Below are 17,603 nucleotides of genomic sequence, written 5' to 3' on the forward strand. Positions count from 1 at the left end.
GGCATTGCCGATCAACCGCAAGCGGCGATTAGAGGCCGTGGTAGTCCTTGTACCACGCGACGAAGGCGGGGAAGCCCTGCTCCACCGTCGTGGTAGGCGCAAAACCGATGTCGTGGGCGATCGCGTCAATATCTGCATAAGTGCGCAGCACGTCGCCCGGCTGCATTCCCAGCATCTCGACTTGCGCCTTTCGCCCGCACGCTTGCTCGATCACGCCGATGACCTTCATCAACTCTTCGGGCTGGTTGTTGCCGATGTTGTAGATCGTGTGCGGCGACACGCTGCCGCCCGGCTTGGCGGTGCCGTCATCTGCGGGCGGTGCGTCGAGACAAGCAAGCACGCCGCTGACAATATCGTCGATATAGGTGAAATCGCGCTGCATCCGGCCGTGATTGAACACCGGGATCGGTTCGCCCTTTAGGATCTTCGAAGTGAAGATCCACGGCATCATGTCGGGCCGCCCCCAGGGGCCGTAGACGGTAAAGAACCTGAGGCCGGTGAGCGGGATGCGATAGAGGTGCGCGTAGGTCTCGCTCATCAGCTCGTCGGCCTTCTTTGTCGCGGCGTAGAGCGAATATGGGTGGTCGACCCGGTCATCGACCGAGAACGGCACCTTGTCGTTGCCACCATAGACCGAGCTCGAGCTGGCATAGACCATGTGCCCGACCTCGCGCTGGCGGGCAAACTCGAGCAGGTTGAGGTGCCCGACTATGTTCGATTCGACATAGGCGTGCGGGTTTTCGAGCGAGTAACGCACCCCGGGCTGCGCGCCGAGGTGGACGATGCGCTCGAATTCCTCACCTTCGAGCGCGGCAGAAAGCGCGCCGCGATCGGCGAAGTCGACTTGCGTGAAGGCAAAATCGCCCTCCGCAGCTGAAACGCGCGCGATGCGATCGCGCTTGAGCGAAGCCGGGTAATAGTCGTTGAGGCTGTCGATCCCCAGCACGCTGTCGCCGCGCGCCGCTAGTGCCTCGCTGACGGCAGCGCCGATGAATCCAGCCGTGCCGGTCACCAGGATTCTCACGTGCCAGCTTCCTTTCCCATTGCGGCAACGCCCTTAGCCGAACCTTTCGCACCAAGCCGTTAAGCGCAAGCGCTTTCGCAGGCGCAACCCGTTCCTAAGCGCTCTCGGTAGCGGTGATTTTCGCAAGACCATCGTGCTTTAGGCGGGGCTTTATTGGCTTGCTTGCACCAAGGGGCACCGCTAAGCCGCCCGCTTGACGCACGGTAGCGGCCTGCGGCTGAATTGGGGCAAGATGGCATCGCGTCGCCGCACGGGGGGACCGAGCAAGCGAATGCGGGGAACTTTCCCCTTTCCTGAGCGCTTTGGTGCGGACGATCGGGAGGTATGACATCGTGGGTGGTAGTTCGGGGCGGCCGCGCCCCGCAATCGAATCCGTCGAGACCGGTGGCCGCTTCGAAGCCCTGGTGTTCGGCGTATTCCTGAAGCTGCTGGCGATCGACCGCCCTCGCAAGCGGCTGCTGGTGTGGGGCCTCGACCTGGTCGCCTGCACGATGGCGGTGTTCCTGGCGTTTTCGCTGCGCGTCGGCGCACTTTCGTTCCCGTTCGCGCCGCCGATGATCTTCCTCGGCGCTGCGGTGCCGCTGTTCACGGCCGTGTTCTACTGGCGTCACGTCTACCACAGCATCTTCCGCTATTCAGGGGGCCGCACGATCGCCCAGCTGGCAACTGCGGTGGCGATTTACTCGCTGCCGCTGCTGGTCGTGTTCCTGATCATCGGGATTCGCGAGATCCCGCGGACCGTGGCGTTCCTGCAGCCGATGATCTTCTTTTTGCTGGTGGCAGCGATCCGCATCGGCGCGCGCTACATCCTTACCGACCTGCTCAATGCGCGCGGGCGCGGCGGGAAGATGAAATACGTGCTGGTCTACGGCGCAGGCAACGCGGGCCAGCAGCTGGCGATGTCGTCGCGCCACGATCCCGGACTGTCGGTCATCGGCTTCCTCGACGACGACGCGCGGCTCGACGGGCAGCGGCTCGATGGGCTGCCGGTCTACCATAGCAGCGCGCTGGCAAAGCTGATCGAACGGGTCCACGTCGACATGATCCTGTTGGCGATGCCCAATACTTCACGCGCACGCCGGGCCGAAATCGTCAGCGAGCTGCGCCCGTTCCACGTCGAAGTAATGACCCTGCCCGACCTCGGCCAGCTGGTCGACGGCAAGGTCTCGGTCAGCGACTTGCGCCAGATCCAGATCGAGGATGTGCTGGGACGCGATGCAGTGCAGCCCAACGAACTGCTACTTTCGCGGACGGTCGTGGGCAAGGCGGTGATGGTCACCGGCGCCGGCGGTTCGATCGGAAGCGAGCTGTGCCGCCAGATCATTGCGCTGCGCCCCCGGATGCTGGTGCTGGTCGAAATGACCGAGCATGCGCTGTACCTGATCGAAGACGAGTTGCGCGCGTGGCTCGCGGCGAACGACCAGCAAATCGAGCTTGTCCCTGAGCTGCTGTCGGTCACCGATACCGATGGGGTTGAACGGATTTTCGCCCGCTATCGTCCGGACACGGTTTTCCACGCCGCCGCCTACAAGCACGTCCCGCTTGTCGAAGCGAACCCGCTCAACGGCCTTGGCAACAATGTGTTCGGAACGCTGGCGCTGGCTCGCGCCGCCCGCCATCACAAGGTTGGGCGGTTTATCCTGATCAGCACGGACAAGGCGGTGCGTCCAACCAACGTGATGGGCGCATCGAAGCGGATTTGCGAGCTGGTTCTCCAGGCGATCGCGGAGACGATAAAGCACGAAGGCAAAGGCGGCGAAGACGACGAGACAATTTTTTCGATGGTCCGTTTCGGAAACGTACTCGGTTCTAGCGGCTCGGTCGTCCCGCGCTTCCAGCAGCAGATCAAGGCGGGCGGACCGGTCACCCTGACGCATCGCGACGTGACCCGATACTTCATGACCATTCCCGAGGCCGCGCAGCTCGTCATGCAGGCGGGCGCGATGGCGACAGGTGGCGAGGTTTTCGTCCTCGACATGGGCGAACCGGTGCGGATTTTCGACCTTGCCCGAACGATGATCGAGCTCGCGGGATTGACCGTGCGTGACGAAGCACGGCCAGATGGCGATATCGAGATAGTCGAGATCGGGCTGCGCCCGGGCGAAAAGCTCTATGAAGAGCTGCTGATCGGCAACACCCGCGAGCCCACCCAGCATGCCAAGATCATGCGTTCGGCCGAGCATATGATCCCCGAGGCCGAACTCACTTCCAAGCTCGGGCAAATGCGTGAGGCCATTGCGGCCGGGCAGCGCGACACCGCCCTCGCGATCATGCGTAAGCTAGTGCCCGAATACGCCCCGGGTAATGCCAGCGGCGACGCGGCGGCGGCAGGTTGACGGAGAGCGCATGGCAAACGGCATAACTTCGCGTCGTCGGTCGCATCGCCCCAGCGGCTCACACGGCAGTTCGCGACATCGCAGCAAGGGCTCCTTCTTGCAGCGGCTGGGGGCGCCACGCGCGCGCTTCTGGGTTTTCGCGACCCTCGTCATCGGGGCGTTCCTGATGGGCGGAAGTGCCCGCCCGGACATTCAGTCGCTTGCTTTCCTGCGCCCGTTCGCGATCGCGCTGGGGGCCTATGCCCTGATCGTAATCGACCGCGAGACCGTGCGTCCGTTCGCTGTCCCACTGACGCTGCTCGCGCTACTCGCCATGGTAATGATCGGGCAGCTCATCCCGCTTCCGCACAGCCTGTGGAGCGGCCTGCCCGAGCGCGGGATCGTCGACCAGATCGGCACCACTATGGGGATGACGGATCTCGCCCGCCCGCTGTCGCTGGCACCCGAGAGGACAGTCAATGCCCTGATGTCGCTTTCCGTCCCGGCGGCTGCTTTGCTGCTCTATGCGGTGCAGGACCGCGCGTTCCGTAAGCGCGCGCTGTCGCTGTTCCTGATGGTTGCGATCGGCTCTGCATTGCTCGGGATGCTGCAGATATCCGGCGGAAGCGGCAGCGCGTTCTACACCTATCGCGTGGTCAACGATGGTTCGCCGGTCGGACTATTCGCTAACCGCAACCACCAGGGTGTGTTCCTTGCGTGCATGGTCTTGCTGTCGACCTGGTACATGACCGCGGTCGATCGCAAGGATGTGCGCGCGCCGATCCGATTGGCGTTCGGGGCAGGAACCTTCCTCCTGACCTTCGTACTGGTACTGGTGACCGGATCGCGAGCCGGATTGCTGGCTCTGGGGCTTACCGGCATCGCCAGCGCGTGGCTGCTATCGCACAGCGGCTTGATACCTCGCCAATTCCGCATTGCGCGGTGGCGGATCGACCGGAAGTATGTGTTGGCCGGACTAGCCACCGCGCTCGCGTTGGTGGTCGTTGCCGCCGTTATCCAGGCGCGCTCGCTGTCGATCGATCGGCTGGTCGATTCGATCGGGAGCGAGGACACCGCAGACCTGCGCGCACAACTTGTGCCAATCCTGTGGCACATGACCAAGAGCTTCCTGCCCTTCGGTTCGGGTTTCGGATCGTTCGAATACAGCTACCACCTGTTCGAACCTGTCAGCCTGCTCAGCCCCCGCTATCTCAACCAGGCGCACAACGACTGGGCACAATTTGCGATCGAGGGCGGGCTACCTGCACTACTGGTGCTGGCCGGGTTCATCGGTTGGCTGGGCGTTCGCTTGCGAGGGATCTGGCGTGCGCCGGACGGCCCGCTACGCGATCGCGGCCTTGCCGCCGGCTTTATCGTGCTGGTGATTGGCCTTGCCAGCGCGGTGGATTACCCGCTGCGAACCCCGGCAATGATGGCGTTCTTTGCGATTTTGGTTGCAGTCATCGCCGATTGCGGGTTCAGGCTGGCGCAAAGCGGACAGCGTTAAGTGCTTTACGCTGCATTTCATCACGCCTAGCATCGCGATAGTTTCAGGGATCAATACGAAAATCATGGCTTTACGCGGTTTATTGGCGCTGCTCCTCCTTGTGCTGACCGGATGTGCGGGGAATCCGCCACTCGGCGGTGGCAAGGACGTGGCGGTCGCCGACACGAACGGGCTTCCCGCACCTACCGCCGCGGACATGGTGTCCTCTGCCCGCGACTACCTCATCGGCCCGTTCGACAAGCTGCATATCGATGTGTTCGGGATAGAGGACCTCCAGCGCGACGTGCAGATCGATGCGGCGGGGCAGCTCTCGTATCCGTTGATCGGCGTAGTCCAGGCGGCCGGCCAGACACCGCAGCAGTTGGCCGCAACGATCGCCGACAAGCTGCGCGGCAAATATGTCCGCGACCCGCAAGTCACCGTCAACCTGACCGAAACCGTCAGCCAGGTGATCACCGTCGACGGCCAGGTCAACAAGCCGGGCCTTTACCCCGTCGTCGGCAAAATGACTCTCATGCGCGCGGTTGCCACGGCCGGCGGCGCAGACGAATACGCCAAGCTCGACGACGTGGTCGTATTCCGCAAGGTCGATGGCCAGCAGATGGTCGGTTTGTACAACCTTGAAGGGATCCGCCGCGGCAACTATGCCGATCCGGAAATTTATGCCAACGACGTGATTATCGTCAGCACCTCGCGCGCACGCCGCCTGTTCAAGGATATTCTCCAGGGCTCGTCGCTGATTACCACCCCGATAATCTTCGCGATCCGCACGCTCTGAGTCCCCGATCGATGACCAATCAAGTAGCCTATCCCGAAGGGTTCGACCCGGACTACGAATACCCCCCGATCGAGGAGTCGGTCGCGCACGGCAAGCCGCCACTGCTCGAAGCAGTATGGCGAGCGGTCGTCGCCAACCGGATATGGATCGCTGCGATCTTCGTCGGGTTCATCGCGCTTGGGCTGGTCGCAACGCTTCTCGCCACGCGGCAATACACCGCGGTGTCGCGGATCGAAATCAGCCGCCAGCAGGAGAACGTCACCAACGTCGCATCGGTCCAGCCGGACAATTTCGACAAGGACGAGGAATTCTACCAGACGCAGTATTCGCTGCTCGAGGCGCGCTCGCTGGCCGAACGGGTGGCGCGCGCGCTCAACCTCGCCAACGACGACAATTTCTTCGCCACGTTCAAGGTCGATCCCGACGATCTCCCGATTGCAGGCGAAGTTTCGACCACCGGACCGGCAAGCGGGGCACTGCTCGCAGCGCGGCTTGAACTGGCAACCGACATCCTGCTCAAGCATATCGAGATTTCGCCGGTGCGCGGATCGAGCCTGGTCGACGTCCAGTTCACCAGCCCGGACCGCGACCTGTCCGCGCGGGTCGCCAACACCTGGGTCCAGCAATATGTTGCCGGGACTCTCGACCGGCGGTTCAATTCGACCGAAGACGCCCGCAAGTTCCTTGAGGATCGGCTGGCGCAATTGCGCTCGCGGCTCGAGGAATCGGAACGCAACCTGGTCAATTATGCGGCCGACAAGCAGATTGTCACGCTATCGTCACGCACCGATGCGGACGGGCAGGTTTCCGACCAGAAGACAATGGTGTCGGCCGATCTCGAAGCCCTTAATGACGAACTGTCCGATGCCACTGCAGCACGCATCGCTGCCGAAAGCGTGATGCATCAAGGTGGCCCCGATGGCGACACGCTGACCAACGGCGCACTGGTGGCGCTGAGGACCAAGCGCGCCGATGTCGCCGCCCAGCGCGCACAATTGCTGACCCAGTTCGAGCCCCAGTATCCTGCAGTGATGGCTCTGACCTCACAGCTCGATTCACTCGACCAAGCGATCAAGACCGAACAGAACCGGGCAACGTCGGCCAAGGCCGATGCCTACAAGACAGCGCTTGATCGCGAAAACGAACTCAAGGCCCAGGTTGCCGAACTCAAGCAGCGTTTCCTGGTGCAGCAGAACGCGGCGATCCAGTACAACATCTTCCAGCGAGACGTGAATACCAATCGCGAACTCTACAACGGCCTGCTCCAGCGCTACAAGGAGATCGGCGTCGCCGGGGTTGGGGTAAACAACGTTTCGGTGGTCGACCAGGCAGATCCACCCAAGTCGCCGTCCAGCCCCAGCCTGCCGTTCAACCTCGCTCTTTCGCTGCTATTGGCCTCTTTGGTATCGTTCGGGGTCGTCTATGCCCGCGAGCAGATCGACCAAAGCCTGCGCGACCCGGACGATGTCCGCAAGACACTCGGCCTGGCCCAGCTCGGGCTCGTTCCCAACGTGGGAGACGACGATATCCTCGCCGATATCCGCGATCGCAAATCGATGGTGTCGGAGGCCTATTTCTCTATCGGGACCAACCTCACCTTCCTCACCAGCCACGGTGCGCCGCGGTCGATGCTGTTCACCAGCTCGCGCCCGAACGAGGGCAAGTCGACTTCGGCGTTCGCGCTGGCGGGCCAGTTTGCCCGCATGGGCAAGCGCACGCTGCTGATCGATGCCGATATGCGCAACCCGTCGGCGCATACCTTCCTCGGCATCCGCAACCACGAAGGTCTCAGCAACTTCCTCTCGGGTGATGACGACACGGCAAGACTCGCAAAGCAGACCGACATTCCCAACCTGTCGGTGATGACCGCCGGACCGCAGCCGCCGAATGCGGCCGAACTTCTGGCCGACGGCCGCCTGAAGACGCTCGCTCCGCTGATGCTCCAGCAGTTCGATCACGTGATCGTCGATGCGCCGCCGGTACTCGGTATAGCCGACGTTCCACTGCTTGCAGGCGCGGTTGAAGGCGTGATCTTCACGATCGAAGCCAACGGCGCCAAGATGCGCGCAATCCGCACTGCGCTCGACCGGATCCGTGCGGCCCACGGAACGATCTTCGGTGCGATCGTGACCAAGCTCGATTCGCGCAACGCATCATACGGCTATGGTTACGGCTACGGTTATGGCTACGGCTATGGGAACCAGCAGCCAGAGGAAGCCTGATGGACCGCGGGTCTGACGGCAATTCGCCCAGCCTCGGACGGACCTGGATTCGTGCCGGGGTCATCGTGCTCGGTGCGGCCGCGCTGGGCTGGTTCGCCAGTGTGCAGGCATTCGCGACGGCGATGGCCCAGTTCAATCCCGAACTGGCCTTTGCCGCCGCTCCCGGGAACGGCGAGGCCGCCGCTCATGAAGCGGAATTCCTGCTGACTCGGGCAACACTGGCCAATAATGGCCAGCCAACCCACGATGAAGCACGCGACGCGCTGGCAATCGCGCGTGCCAGCTTTGCGCGATCTCCGCTCGAAGTCATCGCCGTGCGCAGCGCCGGTATGGCGCGCGATGCGTTGGGCGACACCAAGATCGCTCGCGCGCTCATGCGCGAGGCCATCGGCCTGTCGGCGCGCGACACTGGTGCCAACCTGTGGCTCGTCAATGACTACGCCAAGCTCGACGACCTAAGCGGCGTGCTGCACCACTACGACCTGGCGCTGCGGACGAGTTCGAAGGCCGAAGACGTTCTCCTGCCAAAACTCGCGCAAACGCTGCAGTTGCCGCAGTTCATTGGGCCAATCGAAAAGCAGTTGGCGCAGAACCCGCCTTGGGCGACCCATTTCTGGTACACGGTGATCAATACACCCGACTCGCTCAAGAACGCTGCCACGCTGCGGATGGACCTCTACAAGGCCGGTGTTGCCATGCCGCAGGACCGGCTCGACCGGATGTTGGTCAACGGACTAGCCCGTAACAACGAATGGAACGAAGCGTTTACGCTCTATCGCCAGTTTGCTGGCAAGTCGGCACCACCGCTTGACCGCGTTGGGTCGGTCGATCTGTCCCGGGATCCGCAATTCCCGCCGGTCGAATGGGCATTCCCGACCAACGGCCTGCAATCGGGTGGGATCGATCCGGGAACCAGGCAAATGATCCTCACCGGCGGTTCGGGTTCGGTCGGGATTGGTGCCTATCGCGCGCTCAGGTTGAAACCGGGCAGATACGCATTCGACATGGCATTCGTGCCCGACCCGACCGGCGGCCAACGCCCCAACGTCGAAGCGCGCGTGGTCTGCGCGACGAGCGATTCCTCGAGCCCGGTCGCCGATTTCAAGGATACCGGGCAACCGACCGTTTCGGGTTCGTTCACAATCACCGGGGCATGCAGCGACTACCTGCTGCAACTGCGACTCAGCGTGCAGTCCGGTGGCGCAACCGATGTTGCCATCAACAAGCTGAGCCTGCAGCCAAGCTAGGCGCTCCATCGATCGCGGTGGACCGGACGAATCGATCGCCCGGACCATCCTCGACACCATGTGAGAGGTTACGGAAATGCTCTCGCGCAGGATATTCCTTGGAAGTGCATTGGCCTCCGGCGGTGCGGCCTATGCGATGATCACTGGCAATGTTGGCGCCGGTGCGTCGCAGGGCCTCGCTCCAGCCGACGACAGCGGACCTGCACTCAACGCCAAGCTCGCAGCACTGGCCGCTTCCGGCGGCGGGACCTTGCAACTTGGCGATGGGGTATACGGCACCCGCGTGCCGATCATCCTGCCCGGCGGCGTTACCATTGCGGGCACCGGAAAGACGATTGTCCGGGCGATCGCGCCGATTGGCAACGACGCGCTCAAACGCAGTCTTGTCGAAACACCCGACGGGCAGACCGGTTGCGGCATCCGCGACCTCACGCTCGACTGCGCGGGAAACGTTGCGATGGCGGCGTGGAACGCAACCGCGCCCGATACGCTGACTTGCGACGGAGTGACCATTATCGGATGGAAATACGGGCTCTACTTCGTCAGCTCCGATACCCGTCCGGCACAGAATATCTCTATCACCAACACTACTGTGCGCGATGGTGCCGGCGTGCAAATCTATCCCATCTTCGTTTCCTCCACCATAGGTGGACAGGCAGTCCGCAATGTTTCGATGGACGGGGTTACTGTCTTGGGGACGGGTGGGAGTTATTCCGCCGAGAACGCTGCCACAGCCGACCAGATCGCATTCCAGAACGTGCAGGGCTTTTCTCTGGCCAACATCGTTTCGCGCAACGGAGGGGAGAACGGCATCTCGATCGTGCGCGGATCGCGCGACGGGACCATGCGCAACGTGACCGTGACCGGCTCGGACGGGCATGGCCTGCAAATCGGCGGAGGGGGCGTGGTTGCCACAGTCGATAACCCGGCGGCCTTCCAGGCCGATACCCCGAGTCTGGGCATGACCAGCCACGGAGAAGCAAAGGTGCTGCGGGTTGTCGGCAACCAGGTCTGGCTAGGCGGGATCAAGCGACACCAGCTCCAGGTTGGCGAACGCTTGCTGGGCGCCTTTGGCGGAGCGAAAATTACCGCGCTCGAGTTCTGCCGCAATATTTCGCTCGATGGCTACGTCGCTGACGGCAACGGGCTCAACCGAGCTGGTATCCGGGGCGCATTTGCCGACCTCTACATCTCGCAGGCGGAAGACATCTCGCTGGCGGGTCTCGACTTGCGTTCACCAGCACCGACCTACCCGCTGCTGGTCAACAACAGCCGCGATGTCCCGTGCACGGTATCGACCGCGCAAGGCAGGATCGAAGCGCGTCGGACCGGTACGGTAACCTGTGCTTGACGTGCACGAGAGCGATCAGCCCGGAACCGCACCGGATGGCTGGGGTCGCGGACCGGGCGCGCGCTTACCGCGGGGCTCTCGGCGCATTTTGCGATAGACCGGACGGGCAAACACAACCCCGGGCAACAAGAGCAGCAGCAGGACCGACTCCAGCACAACCTGATACACATACGAGCCCAGCGACGTATTGAGCAGGATCGGCACCTTGGCGACGGCAAAGAACACCAGCAACGATAACCTGCGATATTCAAGCATCTTCTTCTCGGCAAGAAACACACCGACGAACATCGCAAAGCAGAACACCGCCCCCACCAGCGGACCGAACGAAAGTACCGCTTCGGACACCGCCCCCAAGGTTACGCCCGAGGTATCGACCCCGAACACTTCGGAGCTAACCATGCGACCGATGTCCTTGAAGTATATGGTGTGGTTCGGGTCGAAGGGCTCGACCAGGAAATTCAGGCTGAGGAAGTCGATCTGCCCTGCCACTCTCTGCCATTCGTAGACCGCTCCGACCTTGCTGATATTCATGAAGTACCGGGTGCTCATAACCTTATCGAGCCCGAACAGGATCGAATCGTAGAGCCCCATTCCCTGCTGGTTGCTCGCCCGGAAGATACCGATCGCAACCAGCGCGGCGGCAAACGGCGCAGCGTACATCACGAGCTTGCGGACGTTCAGGCGGCGGTAGAGCCAGGTCACGTAGATCAGCTCGAAACCGAGGACGAACAGCATCGCACGCTGCGAGAAGATCACCGAAATGACCAGCGTGACTAAGGCGAACCCGCCCACCATCACCAGGTACTTGCGGTGATGGGTCGAAAGGTAAGCCATGTAGCTCAAAGACACGAGCACGTGGCTGAACAGCGACGCCTTCAGTAAGATATACAGCAGGATACCCGAATCCGACGAGTCGAGATCGCGCTTGGCTGAAAGGTTCTGGGCGATTTCGCTGAAACCCAGGACATAGGCTCCAAGAACCGCTGCGACGACCGTCCCGGCCGCCACGAAGTAAAACGGCCAGGTCAACCGTACGACCCGATCGCGAAACTGCCGAGCGACCGGACGAAGCGGCACCAGCGCATGAGCCAGGAATGCCAGGATCAGGGCGATCGCGACCATCAGAGTGCCGTCGACCATGACCCGCACAGGATCGTATATCCCGAAATACTGGAAGCGCATTGCCGCCGGGGTGTAGGGGTCGCGATAAATCAGGACCAGGTACGGCAGGCGGATCGCAAGCTCGAATATCGACAGCGCAAAGATCAGCCACATGACCGGCGTGAACTGGTTGCTACGTTTCGGCATGTCGCTCCCAGACCGCGATGATCGCGAAGGCTGCCAAGCAGTAGACGAGGCAACTTGCGAAATACAGCGTGTAGATCGCCTCGAGCGACTGCCATCCGGCTACGCTCCGGACAACCAGGTAGATCGCCGCTACCGACGCTGCCTTCCACAGTGCGGCGGCGAGGTAATGGCGCCATGATCGCAATGCGAAGACGATCAGCGTCCCCAGCCGGTCAGCAACGATCGCAAGCACGAACAGCGCGACGGCCGCCGCCGATACCGACAAGAACGGAAACGCCAGCATGACCGCGCTGCTCCACAGGGCAGCCAGCACCCCGACGTATCCCAGCGTGCCGAGCGAGAACTGACCGGCGATCGCCGCGACTACCGGCGATTTGCCGTGCGCACCGGTCGAGTTGGCAAATAGCTCGCGAGTGCGCGTGCGATAGAGCGTCGCGAACAATAGCGAAAGCGGGCTGAGCAGAAGCAAGGTCAGTGCGCCGGAGCTGGCCAGTTCGAGGGAACGATGCACGCCGCTCAGGGCGTATTTGTCGACCTGGAACATCACTGCGCTGATCGCGAAAAATGCCAGCGAAGCGGTCCGGTCGATCCAACGGGACCGGTTCGCTTCATCGTCTGCGTGGCGACCTGCATCGTCAAGGTCACTGCGAAAGACGATCCGGTGCACCGCCAGCATTGCCAGCAGGTAAGCATAGGAACCCGCCGAAAAGGCCACCACCGGTCCCTCGCCGAGCAGGACCCAGGTCACCGCAATACGCACAACCGCCATCGCAAGCACCACGCCCGCCCAGTTCGAGGCATTGCCGGTGCGATGCTGGATCGACCCGGCGGCGGCGGTGGCATGGATCTGGCTGAACACTGTACTTGCTAGGATGACCGATTCAAACACGCTGAAATGGCGATCAGTCGCAAGTGCGATGATCGCGATCGAGGCGGCGAACTGCAAGCCTTCCTCGATCCAGGCGGAGGTTCGCGAGCGACGCTCGTCCTGGTAGATCGACAACAGGATCCGCTGCGCCATCACGGTCGATAGCGGCGAATAGAGCGCAAGGAACAGGAAGAACCCGGCGCGCGGCTCGACTCCTAAACCGCGCGCAATCAGCGAGACCGATACGAACGAGGCGACGAAACTTGCCGCCGTGTAAGAAGCAGACGCCAGCGTCCGCCGGGCGAGCGCCGTCAGGCGCGCAAGAGTTGGACGCGCCGTCAAAGGTATCCGAACTTGCGCATTGTAGTACCTTCGGCCGCCTCGATCAGCGCGATCGAGGCCGGATCGAGAGTATCCGCAAATCCGCCGACTTTCCCGCGCCGTATGAAGTTGCTTCCGCCCGCATCGCCTTCCGTTTCGCGGCGCGCGAGGATCGTCTCGATCGAATGTGTCTCGGCGACTTCCGCCAACCGGTCCGCAGCAGCCACGACCCCAACCCGTTCGAGCAATTGGGCCAACGTATCAGCCGGGTTCGAGCGGAAATCCTCATAACGGAAGATCGGCACGCCGCGCGCGCTGAAATGCTCGTAGAACGCATGCCACGAGAAGCGCGGGTAGATCGGCTGCGAGAGCTGGCGCGCTACGAAAGCCGCCAGCCGCTCGTGTTCGCTCGCGGCAGAATCGAAAACTTCCGAATGCGTCACCTCGACGATCTCGGAATTGAAGGGATCGTCTTCGAATACGGCATTCGAATGATGGAACAGCGATACGAACACGTCGCGCGGGTCGCGTACGATCACTGCGAGCGGGGAAACGCCGAGCGGCAGGCGGTGGTACTTGACGATGGCAGGGCCGGGCCGCGGGATTGCGTTGTCGTCGAACCGGTACCCGGTCACGTCGCGCAGCATCCGGCACACCCAGGTGCCGCCCGACTTGGGATACTCGTTGATGCTCAGCGTGCTGAACAGCAACGGATTGAGCTTTTGGTGCGCATAGCGCGCAGCGTGAAGCGGAACTCTCGACAGAAACACCATCTACCCGGGCACCAATCCCAATCCAGTCGCCAAGTCTAGCTGCGAGCGTGGCCGCGGTCGAACATTGCAGCGATCCGCTCGATAACTTCGCCTTGTTCAACTTCGCTCATGCTGGTGTCTGACGGCAGGCACAGCCCGGTCGCGAACAGCCGCTCGTCGAAACCGCTGCCAAAATAGCGAGTGCCGGCAAACAGCGGCTGGGTGTGCATCGGCTTCCACATCGGCCGCGATTCGATCTCGTGTTCGAGCAAGCCGGCGCGAATATCCTCACGGGTGATCCCGGCCTGCGCCGGGTCGACCGTCATCACCGATAGCCAGCGGGTCGAATGCGACCAGTTGGGTTCGGGCATGAAGGTGACCCCCGGATAGCTGCCAAGCGCATCCCGGTAGCGCTGGAAGATCGCCCGGCGTTGCTCCACCCGCTGGTCGAGCACGTCGAGCTGGCCGATCCCGATCGCCGCGGTCACGTTACCCATCCGGTAGTTGAAACCGTAGACCGAGTGTTCGTAATGCGGTGCCGGATCGCGCGCCTGGGTGGAGAGGAACCGTGCGCGCTCGATCCACTTGGAATCGCGCGAAACCAGCATCCCTCCTCCGCCGGTGGTGATGATCTTGTTCCCATTGAACGAGAGGATCGCCATGTCGCCGCCGGTTCCCGCCATCCGCTCACCGCACCGCGCCCCGGCGGACTCGGCGCTATCGACGATCAGCCGGACTCCGTATTGCGCCGCCAGCGGCTCGATCGCCGCTATGTCGCAGCTCTGCCCATAGAGGTCGGTCGGCACGATCGCCTTGGGCAGACGCCCCCCTTTTGCGGCATCGGCCAGCGCTTCGCCGAGCAGGTCGGGGTCGACCGTCCAACTGGTCGGCGAGAGGTCGAAGAATACCGGTGTCGCCTGCTCGTATAGGATCGGGAACACGCCCCCGGCAAAGGTCATCGAACTGACCCACACTTCGTCGCCCGGCCGCAGGTCCTGCATGTGGAGCGCCAGGTGCAGCGCTGCCGATCCGCTCGATAGGCCGGCGCAATGCACTCCGCCGCCGAGGTATTCCTCGAACTTGCGCTCGAACGCATCGAGCTGCGGCCCGAGCGGCGCGATGAAATTCGAAGCAAACGCCTCGGCCACATGGTCCTGCTCGGTGCCGCCCATGTGCGGTCGCGATAGCCAGATCCTCACGCGTTCGCTCCCGTATATCCGTGCCGTTCCAGAGTTTTTGCCATGTCCGGCAGCGCCTCGGCGATGGCCGCCTGCGCCTGCGGCGAACGGCTCCTGCCAACGCTGCCCGTGCGGATGCCAGAGGTTACCGCGGCAATTTCGCTGTCATCGGCGCTTACGCCGAGAAACGCCAGTATCTCTTTGAGTTTGCTGCGCGGATTTGCAACGAAATCCTCGTACCTCACCCGCAGCCAGCGATCGGCTGGCAGGGTCTGCAGGAACGCGTCGCTGCGATCGACACAGGCCGACCACTGGCGCGCGCAGATCCGCGCGAGCGGTAAGCCTTGATCGCTGGCGATCCCACGATAGCGCGGGCCCCACAAGCTCAGCCTGTCGCTCTTGCCGACAAGCTTCTTCGTCCGCGTCAGCGCGAACGCAGCCATGTAGAGCGGCAGGTCGAGCAGCGGGGTATTGCGCGCCTTGGCAAAGAAATAGTCGCCCGCATCGAGTTCGAGCTCTCCGCGCCAGCGCTTCATGGCGGACGGCACGACGTCGCGACCGTCCCGGACGATTTCGAGATAGCGCGCACCACCCGCTTCCCCGCCCAGCGCGGCATCGACGAACGGCAACCGCAAGCTGTTGGCACAGGTCTTCTCGACCACGAAACGGGTACCCGGATTGGCCCGCGCGACCTTGTCGAACGCGCGACGGATAGTCCGTTCGCCTGCAGGCGTTAGATCGGAAGGGGCGAGTTCGTCGTCGCGGCGAAAGAAATGCCCGTGTCGCCAGACCGGGTTGATCTCGTCACAGTCCCACGTCGCAAATCCGGGCAGCGCGGTGAGGCAGTCGCGCAGCATATTGGTGCCCGAGCGGCCAGCGCCGACAATCACCAGCGGAGTGTAGCGCGACGCGCTCATCGGGCCTCCTCTAGCCGCGCGAGGAGCGCAGCCCACTGGTCGAGCCGGGCCTGCGTGGACATCACCGTGTCGTAGTATTTCCTGGCCTGTTCGCGCATCGCGGGCAGCCTATCGCGCGCTGCCACCGCCTCGGCAAGCCGCGCGGCGATCGCTTTGCTGTCGCGTTCGCCGACAACGAACCCGATATCTTCCCGCACGATCATCCGCGCCAGCTCGCTCTCGGGTTCGATGATCGCAAGCAGCGGCACGCCAAGCCCAAGGTAGGTCAGAGTCTTCGATGGGTAGGCAACCCGGTAGATGTCGGGTTCGACAGAGATCAGCCCGAGGTCGTAGCGCGCGATTGCTTGCTGCGCTTCAGCGAACGGGCGGTGGTCGAGGAACCGGACCCGTTCCATCCCATGCGCTTGTGCCCGGAGCGAAGGCTTGGCCTTGCCGTCGCCCATCAGCTCGAACTCGATTCCTGCATCCGAACCCACCAACTCCATCGCTCCGACGACTTTGTCGAGCGCCTGGAACTGGCCGATATTACCCGCGAACCCGATACGGATCGGTGCCCCGGCGGCACGCTCGACGGGGGCAGGCGCTGTCTCGCCGCTGCCGTCAAAATCCTCAAGCATGAAGTTATTGACGATCTCGACCTTTGCACCGGGGGCCAGCCCCCGCGCGGTCTGCGCCATGTCGTCCGACAAAGTGACCAGCGCCGCCGCCCGGTTGCGGGTGTTTCGTTCGATCGGGGCGAGAAGGCGGCTGGCGAGCCCGCGCTCGGGCCACATCCCCATGAAGTTCGCAAGTTCGGGATAGAGGTCCTGGCAATGATAGAGCAGCCTTGCGCCGAACAACTGCGCCACGACGCGCCCGGCCCAGCCTTGCATCACCGGCGGGATCGTCGCGGTCCAGACGAGGTCGTAACGCTCGCCACCGAGACGCCGCAGCAGCGCTTTTCCGATCAGGCGGGGGACGAACGCCAACTTCCCGGCGAGCCGCACGAGGTCCGACCGGCGCGAGAACGGCAGCCGCCCCATCCGTTCGACCCGGATCCCGTCGAGCGTCTCGCGCGCCGGGGCATCGAGCGCAAAATCGCCGAGCTTGTAGCACGGCTTCTCGCACCACACCGTCACTTCGTGGCCCTCTGCAACAAGCCTCCGCCCGATCGAGCGCAGCATCGCCGCATAGGGCGGGCTGTCGGGCCAGAAATGACGGTAGAGGATGAGGATTTTCATTTCCCCGTCACCGTTCGCCAGATCAGCGAGATGTCCCCCGCGAGGCTCCAGTTATCCTGATAATCGCGATTGATCGCGACCTTGTCGGGCCAGATCACGCTGTCGTTGTAAGCCACCGGGTCGGCCTGCGCGGCAAGGATCGCTTCCTCGTCGCGGTACTTGAGCGTCGCCGGGCCGGTGATCCCGGGCCTGAGGTCGAGCACCTTGCGGTCTTCGCCTTCGAGCCGGTCGGCATAGCCGGGCACGTCGGGGCGCGGGCCGACGAAGCTCATCTCGCCCTTGAGCACGTTCCACAGCTGCGGCAGTTCGTCGATCTTCGAGCGGCGCAAGAATGCACCGAGCGGCGTGATCCGCGCATCGCCCGCCGTGGTGATGTGCGTCCCTGCGACCGCGCGCATGGTACGGATCTTGCGGATCGTGAACGGCTGTCCGCTCCGGCCGATGCGCTGCTGCGAGAAGATCCCGCTGGCTCCGGTGTCGCGCCGCGCGGCGATCGCCGCGACCACGATCACCGGCCAGGTGAATGCCAGCCCGGCTGCCGCGCCAACCATGTCGAACGCGCGCTTGATGGCTTCTTGCCTGCGGTTCATGGCCC

General features: G+C 63.1%; 14 protein-coding genes. 6 read left to right on the forward strand and 8 right to left on the reverse strand.

From position 1 onward, the window contains the following. Nucleotides 1-28: 28 nt before the first annotated feature. The gene (locus CJO11_RS08000; RefSeq protein ID WP_095012241.1) at nt 29-1,024 is read right to left on the reverse strand and encodes an NAD-dependent epimerase/dehydratase family protein; all 996 of its coding nucleotides are present in this window, start codon (nt 1,022-1,024) and stop codon (nt 29-31) included. A 332-nt stretch (nt 1,025-1,356) separates the two neighbouring features. Between CJO11_RS08000 and CJO11_RS08005 the strand changes: the two genes are divergently transcribed. The 6 genes from CJO11_RS08005 to CJO11_RS08030 all read left to right on the forward strand — a co-directional run bounded on the left by CJO11_RS08005 (nt 1,357) and on the right by CJO11_RS08030 (nt 10,444). Then, nucleotides 1,357-3,360: a polysaccharide biosynthesis protein gene (locus CJO11_RS08005; protein WP_240504365.1), complete on the forward strand. Its 2,004-nt coding sequence runs from the start codon at nt 1,357-1,359 to the stop codon at nt 3,358-3,360. A 97-nt stretch (nt 3,361-3,457) separates the two neighbouring features. After that, complete coding sequence (locus CJO11_RS08010) at nt 3,458-4,846, forward strand: O-antigen ligase family protein (protein WP_169829161.1); 1,389 nt, start codon at nt 3,458-3,460, stop codon at nt 4,844-4,846. Between the two features lie 82 nt (nt 4,847-4,928). After that, nucleotides 4,929-5,624 carry a polysaccharide biosynthesis/export family protein gene (locus CJO11_RS08015; protein WP_240504366.1) on the forward strand — a complete coding sequence of 232 codons (696 nt, stop codon included), beginning with the start codon at nt 4,929-4,931 and terminating at the stop codon, nt 5,622-5,624. A gap of 11 nt (nt 5,625-5,635) precedes the next feature. Continuing rightward, nucleotides 5,636-7,846: a GumC family protein gene (locus tag CJO11_RS08020; protein WP_095012243.1), complete on the forward strand. Its 2,211-nt coding sequence runs from the start codon at nt 5,636-5,638 to the stop codon at nt 7,844-7,846. Beyond that, nucleotides 7,846-9,093 (forward strand): hypothetical protein, encoded by a 1,248-nt coding sequence (locus CJO11_RS08025; protein WP_095012244.1) that lies wholly within the window; start codon nt 7,846-7,848, stop codon nt 9,091-9,093. The genes CJO11_RS08020 and CJO11_RS08025 overlap by 1 nt, the downstream gene beginning before the upstream one ends. Before the next feature lie 136 nt (nt 9,094-9,229). Continuing rightward, nucleotides 9,230-10,444: a hypothetical protein gene (locus tag CJO11_RS08030; RefSeq protein WP_150125001.1), complete on the forward strand. Its 1,215-nt coding sequence runs from the start codon at nt 9,230-9,232 to the stop codon at nt 10,442-10,444. 15 nt (nt 10,445-10,459) lie between these two features. Here the strand turns inward: CJO11_RS08030 and CJO11_RS08035 are convergent, their stop codons facing one another. Genes CJO11_RS08035 through CJO11_RS08065 form a run of 7 tightly spaced genes read right to left on the reverse strand, consistent with a single transcriptional unit; the run spans nt 10,460 to nt 17,598 of the window. After that, nucleotides 10,460-11,752, reverse strand: a complete 1,293-nt coding sequence (locus CJO11_RS08035; RefSeq protein ID WP_095012246.1) for a hypothetical protein — start codon at nt 11,750-11,752, stop codon at nt 10,460-10,462. Further along, nucleotides 11,739-12,962 carry a hypothetical protein gene (locus CJO11_RS08040; protein WP_095012247.1) on the reverse strand — a complete coding sequence of 408 codons (1,224 nt, stop codon included), beginning with the start codon at nt 12,960-12,962 and terminating at the stop codon, nt 11,739-11,741. Before CJO11_RS08040 ends, CJO11_RS08035 begins: the two co-directional genes overlap by 14 nt. After that, entirely contained in the window at nt 12,959-13,714 is a 756-nt protein-coding gene (locus CJO11_RS08045) for a sulfotransferase domain-containing protein (protein ID WP_095012248.1), read from the reverse strand. Before CJO11_RS08045 ends, CJO11_RS08040 begins: the two co-directional genes overlap by 4 nt. 35 nt (nt 13,715-13,749) lie before the next feature. After that, entirely contained in the window at nt 13,750-14,892 is a 1,143-nt protein-coding gene (locus CJO11_RS08050; protein ID WP_276270513.1) for a DegT/DnrJ/EryC1/StrS family aminotransferase, read from the reverse strand. Then, on the reverse strand, nt 14,889-15,788 hold the full coding sequence (locus CJO11_RS08055; RefSeq protein ID WP_095012250.1) for a sulfotransferase family protein: 900 nt from the start codon (nt 15,786-15,788) through the stop codon (nt 14,889-14,891). The genes CJO11_RS08050 and CJO11_RS08055 overlap by 4 nt, the downstream gene beginning before the upstream one ends. Next, the gene (locus CJO11_RS08060; protein ID WP_095012251.1) at nt 15,785-17,008 is read right to left on the reverse strand and encodes a glycosyltransferase family 4 protein; all 1,224 of its coding nucleotides are present in this window, start codon (nt 17,006-17,008) and stop codon (nt 15,785-15,787) included. Before CJO11_RS08060 ends, CJO11_RS08055 begins: the two co-directional genes overlap by 4 nt. Continuing rightward, entirely contained in the window at nt 17,005-17,598 is a 594-nt protein-coding gene (locus tag CJO11_RS08065) for a sugar transferase (protein ID WP_095012252.1), read from the reverse strand. Before CJO11_RS08065 ends, CJO11_RS08060 begins: the two co-directional genes overlap by 4 nt. Between the last annotated feature and the right edge of the window lie 5 nt (nt 17,599-17,603).

Source organism: Tsuneonella mangrovi, from assembly GCF_002269345.1.
GTDB lineage: Bacteria > Pseudomonadota > Alphaproteobacteria > Sphingomonadales > Sphingomonadaceae > Tsuneonella > Tsuneonella mangrovi.

What these genes read in the sequence shown, in the direction of transcription:
- CJO11_RS08055 (WP_095012250.1), bottom strand. Translation starts at nt 15,788, where the DNA reads ATGAGCGCGTCGCGCTACACTCCGCTGGTGATTGTCGGCGCTGGCCGC.
- CJO11_RS08035 (WP_095012246.1), bottom strand. Translation starts at nt 11,752, where the DNA reads ATGCCGAAACGTAGCAACCAGTTCACGCCGGTCATGTGGCTGATCTTT.
- CJO11_RS08045 (WP_095012248.1), bottom strand. Translation starts at nt 13,714, where the DNA reads ATGGTGTTTCTGTCGAGAGTTCCGCTTCACGCTGCGCGCTATGCGCAC.
- CJO11_RS08025 (WP_095012244.1), top strand. Translation starts at nt 7,846, where the DNA reads ATGGACCGCGGGTCTGACGGCAATTCGCCCAGCCTCGGACGGACCTGG.
- CJO11_RS08065 (WP_095012252.1), bottom strand. Translation starts at nt 17,598, where the DNA reads ATGAACCGCAGGCAAGAAGCCATCAAGCGCGCGTTCGACATGGTTGGC.
- CJO11_RS08060 (WP_095012251.1), bottom strand. Translation starts at nt 17,008, where the DNA reads ATGAAAATCCTCATCCTCTACCGTCATTTCTGGCCCGACAGCCCGCCC.
- CJO11_RS08030 (WP_150125001.1), top strand. Translation starts at nt 9,230, where the DNA reads ATGATCACTGGCAATGTTGGCGCCGGTGCGTCGCAGGGCCTCGCTCCA.
- CJO11_RS08020 (WP_095012243.1), top strand. Translation starts at nt 5,636, where the DNA reads ATGACCAATCAAGTAGCCTATCCCGAAGGGTTCGACCCGGACTACGAA.